At 67.8% G+C, this 12,754-nt stretch carries 13 protein-coding genes and 1 pseudogene; 10 read left to right on the forward strand and 4 right to left on the reverse strand.

The annotated features are described in order from the left end of the window. The coding region (locus tag APM_RS02125) for a glycosyltransferase (RefSeq protein WP_039887568.1) at positions 1 to 1,553 on the reverse strand (1,553 nt) is incomplete at its 3' end. A 264-nt stretch (positions 1,554 to 1,817) separates the two neighbouring features. On the opposite strand from APM_RS02125, the gene rpmI reads away from it, so the two are divergent. Continuing rightward, positions 1,818 to 2,021 carry a 50S ribosomal protein L35 gene (rpmI, locus tag APM_RS02130; protein ID WP_012040415.1) on the forward strand — a complete coding sequence of 68 codons (204 nt, stop codon included), beginning with the start codon at positions 1,818 to 1,820 and terminating at the stop codon, positions 2,019 to 2,021. A gap of 13 nt (positions 2,022 to 2,034) precedes the next feature. Next, positions 2,035 to 2,391: a 50S ribosomal protein L20 gene (rplT, locus tag APM_RS02135; protein WP_007421713.1), complete on the forward strand. Its 357-nt coding sequence runs from the start codon at positions 2,035 to 2,037 to the stop codon at positions 2,389 to 2,391. A gap of 4 nt (positions 2,392 to 2,395) precedes the next feature. On the opposite strand, the gene APM_RS02140 is transcribed toward rplT, so the two are convergent. From APM_RS02140 to APM_RS02150, 3 genes are all read right to left on the reverse strand, one after another. Beyond that, positions 2,396 to 3,448, reverse strand: coding sequence for a glycosyltransferase family 1 protein (locus tag APM_RS02140; RefSeq protein ID WP_007421714.1), 1,053 nt, complete (start codon positions 3,446 to 3,448; stop codon positions 2,396 to 2,398). Then, a complete protein-coding gene (locus APM_RS02145; RefSeq protein WP_007421715.1) occupies positions 3,432 to 4,259 on the reverse strand; it encodes a UDP-2,3-diacylglucosamine diphosphatase in 828 nt (275 codons plus the stop codon). The genes APM_RS02140 and APM_RS02145 overlap by 17 nt, the downstream gene beginning before the upstream one ends. Before the next feature lie 108 nt (positions 4,260 to 4,367). After that, on the reverse strand, positions 4,368 to 4,793 hold the full coding sequence (locus tag APM_RS02150; RefSeq protein WP_035187005.1) for a ketosteroid isomerase-related protein: 426 nt from the start codon (positions 4,791 to 4,793) through the stop codon (positions 4,368 to 4,370). A 115-nt stretch (positions 4,794 to 4,908) separates the two neighbouring features. Here APM_RS02150 and APM_RS02155 point away from each other — a divergent pair, with 115 nt between their 5' ends. The 8 genes and pseudogenes from APM_RS02155 to APM_RS02190 all read left to right on the forward strand — a co-directional run. Further along, the gene (locus APM_RS02155) at positions 4,909 to 5,913 is read left to right on the forward strand and encodes an NADP-dependent oxidoreductase (protein ID WP_007421717.1); all 1,005 of its coding nucleotides are present in this window, start codon (positions 4,909 to 4,911) and stop codon (positions 5,911 to 5,913) included. 159 nt (positions 5,914 to 6,072) lie between these two features. After that, the gene (locus APM_RS02160; RefSeq protein ID WP_012040418.1) at positions 6,073 to 6,831 is read left to right on the forward strand and encodes an ABC transporter ATP-binding protein; all 759 of its coding nucleotides are present in this window, start codon (positions 6,073 to 6,075) and stop codon (positions 6,829 to 6,831) included. Then, positions 6,824 to 7,516, forward strand: coding sequence for an ABC transporter ATP-binding protein (locus APM_RS02165; protein ID WP_007421719.1), 693 nt, complete (start codon positions 6,824 to 6,826; stop codon positions 7,514 to 7,516). Before APM_RS02160 ends, APM_RS02165 begins: the two co-directional genes overlap by 8 nt. A 21-nt stretch (positions 7,517 to 7,537) precedes the next feature. Then, positions 7,538 to 8,773, forward strand: coding sequence for an ABC transporter substrate-binding protein (locus tag APM_RS02170; RefSeq protein ID WP_007421720.1), 1,236 nt, complete (start codon positions 7,538 to 7,540; stop codon positions 8,771 to 8,773). Positions 8,774 to 8,803: 30 nt separating this feature from the next. After that, entirely contained in the window at positions 8,804 to 9,691 is an 888-nt protein-coding gene (locus tag APM_RS02175; protein WP_007421721.1) for a branched-chain amino acid ABC transporter permease, read from the forward strand. Then, positions 9,691 to 10,626, forward strand: coding sequence for a branched-chain amino acid ABC transporter permease (locus APM_RS02180; RefSeq protein ID WP_007421722.1), 936 nt, complete (start codon positions 9,691 to 9,693; stop codon positions 10,624 to 10,626). The genes APM_RS02175 and APM_RS02180 overlap by 1 nt, the downstream gene beginning before the upstream one ends. A 6-nt stretch (positions 10,627 to 10,632) precedes the next feature. After that, the gene (locus APM_RS02185) at positions 10,633 to 12,114 is read left to right on the forward strand and encodes an amidase (protein WP_007421723.1); all 1,482 of its coding nucleotides are present in this window, start codon (positions 10,633 to 10,635) and stop codon (positions 12,112 to 12,114) included. A gap of 152 nt (positions 12,115 to 12,266) precedes the next feature. After that, positions 12,267 to 12,754, forward strand: a pseudogene (locus tag APM_RS02190) (DUF3416 domain-containing protein); the annotation flags it as partial.

A 12,754-nucleotide genomic window follows, 5' to 3' on the forward strand; every position in this document is an offset into this window, starting at 1 on the left:
GGCGTGATCCGCCAGTGATACAGGATTTCCGGCACGTGGTGGATCTCGTGCGCGCCGAGCCGCTCGACCAGGCGCAGCAGCAGGTCGTGGTCCTGCGCGCCGTCCAGATCCGGGTCGAGCCCGCCGGCGGCGCGGACCAGCGCCGCCTCGGCGACGACGAGATGGCAGATATAGTTCAGGTCGAGCAGCAGCCGGTAATTGAAGTCCGGCTTGAAATTGGGCTCGGAAAACGCGCCGCGCCGGTCGATCTTGTCCTCGTCGGAATAGAGCAGCCGCGCCCCGGTCGCGGCCTGAGCCCGCATCATCGCGTCGAGCGCGCAGGGTTCCAGCACGTCGTCATGATCGAAGAAGGCGATGAAATCGCCCGTCGCCGCCTCGATCGCGCGGTTGGTCGCGGCGGCGATCCCGGCATTGGCCCTGCGCGCATGCACGCGGATGCGCGGATCGGCGTCGGCGAGGCGCTTCATCAGCGCGGCCAGCCGCGCATCGCCGCTGCCATCGTCCACCAGGATGAGTTCCCAGTTCCGGTAGGTCTGCGCGCGCACGGAATCCACCGCGGTCACGAACTCGCCGTGATCGGGCCGGTAGACCGGGCAGATCACCGAAACCAGCGGCGCGTCGGCGCGCGCGCCGTAGCGGGCGGCGATCCGGGCCCCGGCGAGGGGTTGGCTGCGCGCGGCCCAGCTCCGGTAGCTCGCCAGCGAATGGCCCTCGGCCGGCAGCACCGCCTTGAGCTCGCGCCGCAGCCGGTAGGCGTAGCGGAACAGGTCGTCCGCCTGTTCGATCAGCCCTTCGATGCGCTCGCGCTCGGCCGAGCCGGGCATGCGCAGCTCGACCGGGCTGCCGCGCAGGGCGACGCGGCCGGGCATCACGTGGAAGTCGAAGCTGAGCGTTCCGCCGCTGCGCCGAAGCTCCGGCGGCGGCGACCACGAGAAGCCGCAGGCCGGGTCGGCGCCGAGCGCCTCCGCCACGTCCGCCCGGAACTGGTCGGCCATCAGCTCGGCGACCGGCTGGCCGTTCGTCGACACCACGACGCGGGCGCCGCCCGCTTTCTGCCCCGTCCGCTCGTCGACCTGCAGCACCCAGCCCTGGATCAGCCCGTCCACCAGCCCGTCCAGAACGCCGTCCACGCGCACCTGCCGCGCGAGGCAGAAATGCAGCTCCGGCAGCACGAAGCCGCCCCGGCCCGGCAGGCCGACCGGGCGGCCATCCACGGTGGCCAGGGTGAGGACGTGGCGAAGCCCGTCCTGATGCATGGCCGGGATGGCGAACTGGAAGCCGACCTTCGTGTTCGGCAGGCTCAGCCGCCGCAGGTCCGGCCGGTCGAGATCGCACTGGATCACATCGGCGACCTGCCCGTCGATCAGCACGCGCAGCGCCAGCGGCCGGTCGATATCGGCCGTATCCACCGCCCATCCGGCCAGCGTCGCATCCTCGATCCTGTCGAGAAACCCGAGAATGGTCGACGCGGGCATGGTCGGCGCGGGCGCCGCGCGCGGCGCGGAGGGTTTGGACTTCGCGCGTCCCGCTCCGCTGGCCGGCAATCTGGCCATGGAAATCTCCTTGTCTGAAATGTCGTGCGCCGCGGCACGGCGCGGCCTCAAATGCGGATTCGACGATGCATGTTTTCTAACCGCCGGACAGTCCGGCGGCAAGCGATCGGCCGGGGGTGCGGCCGGCGAGTTGCCAAGCCCGGCACGATTGCCTATACCGCCCCCTTCCAGCGCGATCAGGTCGCGAGCCCGGGCCATTTTGGCATGCCCGGCCGCACGCCGCGCGCCCGGCAGGCGTCGGGTATGGACGAGAAGGAGTATGAAATGCCGAAGATGAAGACCAAGTCGTCGGTCAAGAAGCGGTTCAAGATCACCGCGACCGGCAAGGTGATGGCCGGCCACGGCAACAAGCGCCACGGCCTGATCAACCGCTCCCAGAAGATGAAGCGCACCAATCGCGGCACGATGGCGCTGCCCGAGCAGGACGGCAAGACCGTCAAGCAGTGGGCTCCCTACGGTCTGGATTGAGGAGCGATAGACAATGGCACGCGTCAAACGGGGTGTGACGACCCACGCCCGTCACAAGAAGGTTCTCAAGCAGTCCAAGGGGTTTGTCGGCCGTTCGTCGACCAATTACCGGATTGCGCTCGAGCGTCTCGAAAAGGCGCTCCGCTACGCCTATCGCGACCGCCGGAACAAGAAGCGCGAGTTCCGCGCCCTCTGGATCCAGCGCATCAACGCGGCCGTGCGCGAGCAGGGCATGACCTACAGCCAGTTCATCGCCGCCCTCAAGGCCGCGAATATCGAGCTGGACCGCAAGGTGCTCGCCGCCATGGCGTTCGACGATCCGGCCGGTTTCACCGCGATCGTCGAGGCCGCGAAGGCCGTGCGCGGCTGATCGGCTAATCCGGTGCCGGTCCGCGCCCGCGGATCGGCACCAGGTGCCGCATGAACAGCGCGGCACAGGACGCCCAGCTGTGGCGTTCGGCAAAGCGCCGGCAGTCGGCGCGGTCAAGCTTCAGGGCGGCCAGCGCCGCCGATCCCAGATCCTCATCGAGAACACCGACCGGCGGCGTCGCGCCCCCGATGATGTCGGCCGGCCCCGCCACCGGAAACGCCGCGACGGGCGTGCCGCTCGCCAGCGCCTCGAGCACGACGAGGCCGAACGTGTCCGTCCGGCTCGGAAACACGAAAACATCCGCGCTGGCGAACAGGCTCGCCAGGTCCGGGCCGTGCCGCGTGCCCAGAAACACCGTCCGCGGTCCCGCATGGCGCCGTTCGAGCGCCGGCCGGGCCGGGCCATCGCCGACGATGAGCTTCGTGCCCGGCAGGTCGAGATCGAGAAAGGCGGGCAGGTTCTTCTCCACCGCGAGCCGCCCGACCGAGAGAAAGATCGGCCGCTCGTAAGGCAGGTCGATCGCCCGGCCGGGGTTGAAGAGGTCGGCATCCACGCCACGCGACCAGAGCAGCGTGTTCGAAAACCCCCGCGCGCGGAGCTCGTCGGCGAGCGAAACGGTCGCCACCATCGTGCCGGCGCCATGCAGATGGAAGCGCCGCAGCCAGGCATACGAGAGCCGCCGGGGCAGGGCGGTCCGCGCCGCGAGATAGTCGGGAAAGCGGGTATGATAGGCGGTGGTGAACTGCCAGCCCCGGCGGCGGGCCAGGCGCGCGGCGGCGACGCCGAGCGGCCCTTCGGTGGCGATGTGCAGCGCGTCCGGGGCAAAATTGTCGACAATCCGGCCGAGCCGCCGGCCCGGCGCGACCGCGAGGCGGATTTCGGGATAGAACGGGCAGGGCAGCGTGAGGAACCGGTCCGGCCCGACGACGAGCACCCGCTGGCCGAGCCGCGCAAGCTGATCCGCCAGCATCGAGAGTGTCCGCACGACACCGTTCACCTGGGCGTGCCAGGCGTCGGTGACGATCATGATTCCGGCGGGATCAGGCAGGTGCCGCATCCATTGCGCCGGGCTGGGCGGTCTCGCCGCGGGGAGCGAGGAAGGAGAGCCGGTTGAGCGCGGCCCAGTCGAGCAGTTCGAGCCTTCCGTCGTGATGCTCGACGAGCGCCGTGCAGCTTTCCACCCAGTCGCCGTCGTTGATGTAGCGCACGCCGTTGACCACGCGCATTTCCGGATGATGGATATGGCCGCAGACCACGCCGTCGAAGCCGCGCGCCGAGGCCTCGGCGGCCAGCGCGACCTCGAACCGGTCGATCGCCTTCACCGCCTCCTTCACCTGGCGCTTGAGATAGGCGGAGAGCGACCAGTACGGGTAGCCGAACCGCGCGCGGGCGATGTTGAACCAGCGGTTGAGAACCAGCGCCCCGGTATAGGCCCAGTCGCCGAGAACCGCGAGCAGCTTCGCATAGCGCACGACCGAGTCGAACTGGTCGCCGTGGATCACCAGCAGCCGCTCGCCGGCGGCGGTGACGTGCTCCGCTTCCTCGGCGAACCGCACGCCGGCGATTTCGAGCCCGAGATGAAGATAGCGCCGCACGAGTTCGTCGTGATTGCCCGGCACATACGTGATCTTCGCGCCGGCCCGCGCATGGCGGAGCAGCAGGTTGATCACGTCGTCATGGTGGCGGTCCCAGTACCAGCCGCGGCGCAGCCGCCAGCCGTCGATGATGTCGCCGACGAGGTAGATGTGCTCGGCGCTGGTCCGCCGCAGGAAATCGGCGAGGAAATCCGCCCGGCTGCCGCGCGTGCCGAGATGGATGTCCGAGATGAACACGCTGCGATAGCGGATGATCGCGCCGGGGACTGTCATGGCGCGCTCACTACGGCGTGCCGGCGCGTCGCGCCTAATGAAAGTCCGGTGACAGGGCCTCGATCTTTACAACGACATGACGCACTGCGCCGATAAAGGCGGGCGAAATCAACCGCCGACCTGGGCCGTCCAGTCCTGCAAATTGTAATAATTGGTGACGCGCGCGATCTTGCCGTCGCGCACATCGAAGAAGGCGCCCGCGGGCAGCACGTAGCGCTGGCCGCGCGCCTCGGGCAGCCCGGCATCGGTCTTCAGATATTCGCCATGCACCACGAATTCCGCCGCGGCGCGCCGCCCGTCGGCGCTGGCGAAGACGACGATGTCGGTCAGGCGCTCGCGATACGAGACATTCATGTGATCGAGAAAGGCGGCGAAGGCGGCACGGCCGGTCTCCCGCTGGCCCTGGTTGATGTCGTGCGCGACATCCTCGCTCAGCAGGTCGAGCATGCCCTGCGGCCGCCCCTCATTGAACGCGGCGTAATAGGCTTCGATGAGGGCCCGGGTCGCTTCGGCTGGCGTGCTGTGCATGGTCATCCATTCCTGAAAGGAGCGGATACATTCCAGACTTTGCGGCGGGCTTCAAGGCCGCATCCCCTTGCCGGCCCCTCGGCCAGAGATTACCCTATACGTAAACTTATTGGAGCGAAACATGAGCCAGCCCGAAAGCCGCCAGTTCCGTCTGATCCGCCGCCCCGTCGGCCTGCCGAAGCGGGATGATTTCGAATTCCGCGTCGAGCCGGCGCGCCCGCCGGAAGCCGGCGAAGTCATGGTCGGCGTCGAATACATCTCGCTCGACCCCGCGATGCGCGGCTGGATGAACGAGGGCAAGTCCTACATCAAGCCGGTCGGGCTTGGCGAGGTGATGCGCGCCGGCGCGATCGGCACGGTGATCGAAAGCCGCGCCGAGGGCTTCGCCGCCGGCGACGTGGTGACCGGCCCGCTCGGCGTGCAGAGCGTCGCGACCCTCGCCGCGAAGGACTGCCTGAAGGTCGATCCGTCCCTGGCGCCGAAGCCGCTGTTCATTTCCACCCTCGGCATGCCGGGCATGACCGCCTATTTCGGCCTTCTTGCCGTCGGCGAGCCGAAGCAAGGCGAGACGGTGGTGGTCTCCGCCGCCGCCGGCGCCGTCGGCGCGCTGGTCGGGCAGATTGCGAAGATCCAGGGCTGCCGCGTGGTCGGCATCGCCGGCCGCGAAGACAAATGCCGCTACATCGTCGACGAACTCGGGTTCGATGCGGCGATCGACTACAAGACCGAAAGCGTGCCCGACCGTCTGCGCGAAACCTGCCCGAACGGCATCGACGTCTATTTCGACAATGTCGGCGGCCAGATCCTCGACGATTGCCTGGCCCGCATCAACCTGCGCGCGAGGATCGTCATCTGCGGCGCGATCTCGCAATACAACAGCACGACGCCGGTGCGCGGGCCGGCGAACTATCTCTCGCTGCTCGTCAATCGCGCGCGGATGCAGGGCATGATCGTGTTCGACTGGGCCGACCGCTACCCCGAAGGCATGCGGGCGATGGCCGGCTGGCTGAAAGAGGGCAAGCTGAAGAGCCGCGAAGACATCGTGGACGGACTCGACAATTTTCCCGAAACGCTTCTGAAACTTTTCACCGGCGAAAATTTTGGAAAGCTTGTCCTGAAGGTCTGAAATGACGATCGGCGGTATTGGGGACTTGCACTGATGCCGCCGATATGCCACGAGGCCGTCACAATTTAGTGACTGGCCCCGCTGGGGCCGACGAGGGGAAAATGTCTTTCATCTTGATCTCGGCCCCCGCCGTTGCGGCGGCAGGCGATCGCCTGTGCAATGGCTGACAATATTCTCGAAGCTCGTGGCCTGTCCAAGGCATTCCGTGGTTTCATGGCCGTGCAGGACGTCGATCTGTCGATCGAACGGGGTAGTATTCATGCCCTGATCGGTCCGAACGGGGCCGGCAAAACCACCTGCTTCAACCTGCTGACCAAATTCCTGCAGCCGAGTGCCGGACGCATCGTGTTCGAGGGGCGCGACATCACCGAGCTCAAGCCGGCGGACGTCGCGCGTCGCGGCATGGTCCGCAGCTTCCAGATTTCGGCGGTGTTCGGGCACATGAGCGCGCTGGAGAACGTCCGCGTCGCCCTGGCCCGGTCGCGCGGCGGCAATTTCGATTTCTGGCGCAGCGAACGCGCGCTTTCGGTCTTCAACGACCGCGCGCACGAACTCCTCTACGATGTCGGCCTTTCGGACAGTGTCGATGTCCCCGCGGCCGAGCTTTCCTACGGCCGCAAGCGCGCCCTCGAGATCGCGACGACGCTGGCGCTCGATCCGAAGCTGATGCTGCTCGACGAGCCGACCGCCGGGATGACGGAATCCGACGTGGCGCGGATCGTCGCCCTCATTCGCCAGATCCGCAGCGGCCGGACCATCCTCATGGTCGAGCACAATCTCTCGGTCGTTTCCGGCCTCTCGGACCGGATCACCGTGCTGGCGCGCGGACGGGTGCTGGCCGAGGGCGACTATGCCAGCGTTTCCGCCGATGAAGCGGTGATCACCGCCTATCTCGGCTCGGAGCATGCCGATGCTTGAAGTTGCCGATCTCAACGCCTGGTACGACGAAAGCCATGTCCTGCACGGCATGAAATTCGAGGTGCGCGAGGGCGAGTGCGTCACCCTGCTCGGCCGCAACGGCGCCGGAAAATCCACGACGCTGAAGGCGATCATGGGCCTGGTGCCGAAGCGGTCCGGCAGCATCCGCTTCCGCGGCGCGGAACTGATCGCCGCCCGTCCGGACACGATCGGCCGGGCCGGAATCGGCTTCTGCCCGGAGGATCGCGGCATCTTCGCGGGCCTGTCGGTCGAGGAAAACCTGATGCTGCCGCCGGTCGTCGCCCCCGGCGGCATGAGTGTCGCCGATATTCACGAGCTGTTTCCCAACCTCCGCGAACGCGCGAAGAGCCCCGGAACGAAACTCTCCGGCGGCGAGCAGCAGATGCTGGCGATCGCCCGGATCCTGCGCACCGGCGCGAAGCTGCTGCTGCTCGACGAGCCCACCGAAGGCCTCGCCCCGGTCATCGTGCAGCAGATCGGCCACATGATCGCCGAGATCAAGCGCCGCGGTTTCACCGTTCTGCTTGTCGAACAGAATTTCCGTTTTGCCGCCAAACTTGCTGACCGGCACTACCTCGTCGAGCATGGCCAGGTCGTCGACATGATCCCGGCCCATGAACTCGCGGCCCGCGCCGAGTCGCTCAACCGGCGACTTGGTATCTGAACCCCAACGAAGGAAACATCCATGGACCTGACCAGAAGAAACCTTCTCGGCGGCGCCGCCGCCGGTGTTGCCGCCGCCACCCTGCCGGGCGCGCGGGCGCGCGCGGCCTCGGCGAAGAAGCTCAAGATCGCGGTGATCAGCGATTTCTCCGGCCCCTATCGCGACATCGGCGGCCCGACCTCGGTGGCCTGCGTCGAGCAGGCGATCGCCGATTTCGGCGCCAAGCAGAAGGGCTACGACGTCGAGGTGATCAAGGGCGATCACCAGGAGAATCCCGGCGTCGGCACCGCTCTCGCGCGCCGCTTCTACGATGAGGGCGCCGACCTGGTGATCGACGTGCCGAACTCGGCGATCGGCATCGCCATCGAGGGCGTCGCGCACGACAAGAACCGCGCCTACATCAACACGAACTCGGCGTCGTCCGAAATCACCGGCAAGTTCTGCAACGCGCAGACCGTGCACTGGACCTACGACACCTACATGCTGTCGCACTCCACCGGTGGCGCCATCGTCAAGGCTGGCGGCAAGAAGTGGTTCTTCATCACCGCCGATTACGCGTTCGGCCACCTGCTGCATGACCAGACCGCGGCGGTCGTCAAGCAGATGGGCGGCCAGGTGCTGGGCAACATCAACTATCCGTTCCCGCAGACGACCGACTTCTCCTCCTACCTGATCCAGGCCCAGTCCTCCGGCGCCGACGTGCTCGGCCTCGCCAACGCCGGCAAGGACACGGTCAACTCGATCAAGCAGGCGCACCAGTTCGGCCTCAACAAGAAGATGCGGATCGCCGGTCTGCTGATCTTCCTGAACGACGTCCACGGCATGGGTCTCGATATCGCCCAGGGCCTGACGCTGACCGAGAGCTTCTACTGGAACCTGAACGACCGCACGCGCGCCTTCATGAAGCGCGTGAAGCCCCGCACGCCGAACAACTACCCCTCGATGGGCCAGGCCGGCTGCTACTCCGGCACGCTGCACTTCCTCAAGGCCGTCGAGGCCATGAACAACATGAAGGACGTCAAGAACGGCGCCGCCGTCATCGCCCAGATGAAGAAGATGCCGACCGATGACGACGCCTACGGCAAGAAGTACATCCGCGAGGATGGCCGCTTCATGTGCGACGCCTACCTGTTCCGCGTGAAGTCGCCCTCCGAGAGCAAGGAGCCGTGGGACTACTACGAACTCCTCGCGACCACCCCCGCGAAGGACGCCTTCATGCCGATGGCGGCAGAAGGCTGCCCGCTGGTCAAGGCCTGAGGCACAGCCTGCCATGAAGAGATCCACGTCATGCTCATGATCCTCGGCAAGCCGGCGCCGCTGCTGTTCGGGCAGTTGCTGCTCGGCATCATCAACGGCTCGTTCTATGCGATGCTGTCGCTCGGGCTGGCGATCATCTTCGGCCTGCTCAACGTGATCAACTTCGCGCATGGCGCGCTCTTCATGGTCGGCGCCTTCGTGACCTGGGGGCTGCTGCATTATCTCGGCATCGGCTACTGGCCGGCGATGGTGCTCGCCCCCGTCATGGTCGGTGCGTTCGGGCTCGGGCTCGAACGCACGCTGATCCGCTTCACCTACAAGCTCGACATTCTCTATGGCCTGCTGCTGACCTTCGGCCTCGCCCTCGTGCTCGAAGGGCTGTTCACCAACGCCTATGGCAGCTCCGGCGTGTCCTATTCCGCACCGGGCATCCTCTCCGGCACGCTGGATCTCGGCTTCATGTATCTGCCGGTCTATCGCGGCTTCGTGGTCGTCGCGGCGATCGTCATCTGCGTCGCGGTGTGGTTCGTGATCGAGAAGACGAGCCTCGGCGCATTGCTGCGCGCCGCGACGGAGAACCCCTCGCTCGTGCAGGCCTTCGGCGTGAACGTGCCGCGCGTGATCGCGCTCACCTTCGCCGCCGGCGTCGCCCTCGCGGGGCTCGCCGGCGTGCTGGCGGCGCCGCTCTATTCGGTGAACCCGGGCATGGGAACCGACCTGATCAACACCGTCTTCGCCGTCGTCGTCATCGGCGGCATGGGATCGATCGGCGGCGCCATCCTCACCGGCTTCGGTCTTGGCATCATCCAGGGCTTCACCGAGGTCTATTACCCGGCGGCGTCGTCGGTGGTCGTGTTCGCGGTGATGGCCGTGGTGCTGCTGGCCCGTCCGGCCGGCCTGTTCGGAAGGGTGGCGTGATGTTCGGTTTCACCCGTGCCCAGGCCGTGGGCTTTCTGCTCATGGCCGCGCTTCTCGCGGTCGCCCCGTTCGTCGTCTACCCGATCTTCGTCATGCAGGTGATGTGCTTCGCCCTGTTCGCGATGGGGGCGAACCTGCTCATGGGCTACACCGGCCTGCTGTCGCTCGGCCAGGCCGCGTTCTTCGGCATGGGCGGCTATGTCGCCGGCTACATGATCCAGACGATGCACGCCTCGACCGAGGTCGGCCTTCTCCTCGGCGGCCTCACCGCCGCCGCGATCGGCGTCGTGTTCGGCTGGCTCGCCATCCGCCGGCAGACCATCTATTTCGCGATGATCACGCTGGCGCTCGCCCAGTTGGTCTATTTCTTCGCCGTGCAGGACACCGGCTTCACCGGCGGCGAGAACGGCATCCAGAACATCCCGCGCGGCGCGCTCTTCGGCAGCATCCCCTTGCATGCCGACAAGCAGATCTACTGGCTGGTCTTCGCGGTGTTCATCCTGGGGTTCCTCTTCGTGCACCGGGTGATCCACTCGCCCTTCGGGCAGGTCGTGAAGGCGATCCGGGAGAACGAGAACCGCGCCATATCGCTCGGCTACAAGGTCGAGCACTACAAGTGGATCATCTTCGTCCTGGCCGCCGCCCTCGGCGGCGTGGCCGGCGGGTTGAATGCCCTGGTCGTCCGCATCGCGACGCTCACCGATGTCGGCAACGTGACATCCGGCCTCGTCGTCCTGATGGTGCTGGTCGGCGGCATCGGCACCGTCTTCGGCCCGCTGGTCGGCGCGGCGATCATCGTCGCGATGCAATACTACCTCGCCAGCTTCAGCGACTGGGTGACGGTGATCCAGGGAACGATCTTCATCGCCTGCGTGCTGGCGTTCCGCCGCGGCGTTGCCGGCGAAGTTGCCTCCTGGCTCAAATTGTCCCTTTAATGCGGGATGCCGACTGACGAACTGCGCGAACATGACGCCACGTCGCTTGCCGGGCTGATCCGCGCCGGCGAACTCTCGCCGGACGAACTGCTCGACGCGACGCTGGCGCGAATCGACTCGTGCGATGGCCGATACAACGCCATCGCCGCCGACCTGCGCGACCGCGCCCGGCGGCAGATCGCCGCCGGCCTCAACGGCCCCTTCGCCGGCGTGCCCTTCCTGCTGAAGGATCTGGGTCACGACTACGAAGGCGCGCCGATGACGATGGGCGCCCATGCCATGCGCCATCACGTCGCCGCCCGTTCCGCTTATTACGTCGAACGCTGCCTGCGCGCCGGGCTGGTCATCGCCGGAACCACCACCTCGCCGGAACTCGGCCTGAAGGCGATCACCGAAACCCGGCTGCACGGCGCCACCCGCAACCCGTGGAATCCCGCGCACACGCCCGGCGGCTCCTCCGGCGGCGCCGGTGCGGCCGTCGCCGCCGGCTACGTGCCGATGGCCGGCGCCTCCGATGGCGGCGGGTCGATCCGCATCCCCGCCGCCTATTGCGGCCTGTTCGGGCTCAAGCCCTCGCGCGGCCGGGTCACCGCCGGCCCCCTGGCCGGCGAGGTGTGGGACGGCGCGGTGGCCGACCATGTCGTGACCCGCAGCGTCCGCGATTCCGCCGCCATGCTCGATTGCCTGGCCGGCCCGGCGCCCGGCGATCCCTTCGTCATCGCCCCGCCGGCGCGGCCCTTCCTCGCCGAACTCGGCGCGGCGCCGGGCCAGCTCAGGATCGCCTTTTCGCTCCGCTCGCCGATCGGCGGCCGCGTCGCCCCCGAGATCGCCGAGGCGACCCGCGCCACCGCGCACCTCCTCGAGTCGCTCGGCCACATCGTCGAGGAGGCCGAACCCGCGATCGACGGCACCCTGCTCGCCCGCTGCTACATGGGCATGTATTACGGCCAGGTCGCCGCCATGCTGTCCACGCTGAAACGCCGGCACGGCTGCCGCGAGTCCGATTTCCACCCGGATACCAGGGCCATCGCGGCGATCGGCCGCGCCATGTCGGCCGGCGCCTATGCCGAGCTGCGCGAGCAGTGGAACGGCTTCGCCCGCGCCCTCGGCGCCTTCCACGAAACCTACGATCTCTACCTCACCCCGACCACCGCACTCGGTCCGGCGCGGATCGGCGAGCTCGACTCCCCGCCCGCCATCCAGGCGCTGAGCCGGCTGATCAGCCGCGCGCGCGCCGGCGGGCTGCTGATCCGCTCCGGCGTGGTCGACGATCTCGCCTTCCGCAACCTCGAACGCACCCCCTTCACCCAGCTCGCCAACCTGACCTTCGTGCCTGCAATGTCGGTGCCGCTGCATCACGGGCCGGACGGTCTGCCGATCGGCATGCAGTTCATCGGCCGCTCCGGCGACGAGGCGACGCTGTTCCGCCTCGCCGCGCAGCTCGAACAGGCCGCCCCCTGGGCCGGACGCCGACCGCCGCCGATCTGACGGCGGGCCGTCTCGTGGGTTGACCAGGTCCCTCTGCCGGCCCACATCGGAAGGGCTGTAACATGACCAGAGGGCCGGCTTCCGTCCCCGCGGGCAGAATCGCGCCGCCGCGGGCACCGAACCTCGCCTGATGCCAAGTGGAGCTGCGCCGCATGAACGAGCCGGCCGCGACGACTGCGAACCGGGCGCCCGCCCCCGTCTCGATCCGCCGCATCGATCCCCTGGCGAGCGCGACGTTCGACGATGTCGCGACGCAAATCGCCGATGCGGCGGATCTGGGGTTCGATACCATCCTGATCGGCGGGCCGTTCGCCACCGATCCGTCGCGCGACGCCGCCTCCGAGCTCGACCCCCTGCTGATTGCGCCCGATGGCGGGCCCTCCATGCCGGCACTCGCCCGGCTTGCGGGCGAGGCCAGGCGGCACGGGCTCGCGATGTGCCTCGAACTCCGGCTCGATCAGGTCGCGCCGGGCGCGGCGCTGGTGCGGCGGCATCCCGGCTGGTTCACCTACACCGCCGACGGGCTGGCGTTCCGCTTCGGCGCGGATGGCGTTCCGGACGCCTGGTGGAACGACCTGGTCCTCCGGCTCCAGGAACACGGTCTGGACGGCCTCTGCCTGCTCGGCGCGCACCGCATGCC

The sequence above is a fragment of the Acidiphilium sp. PM genome, assembly GCF_000219295.1.
In the GTDB taxonomy this organism is placed as follows: domain Bacteria; phylum Pseudomonadota; class Alphaproteobacteria; order Acetobacterales; family Acetobacteraceae; genus Acidiphilium; species Acidiphilium multivorum.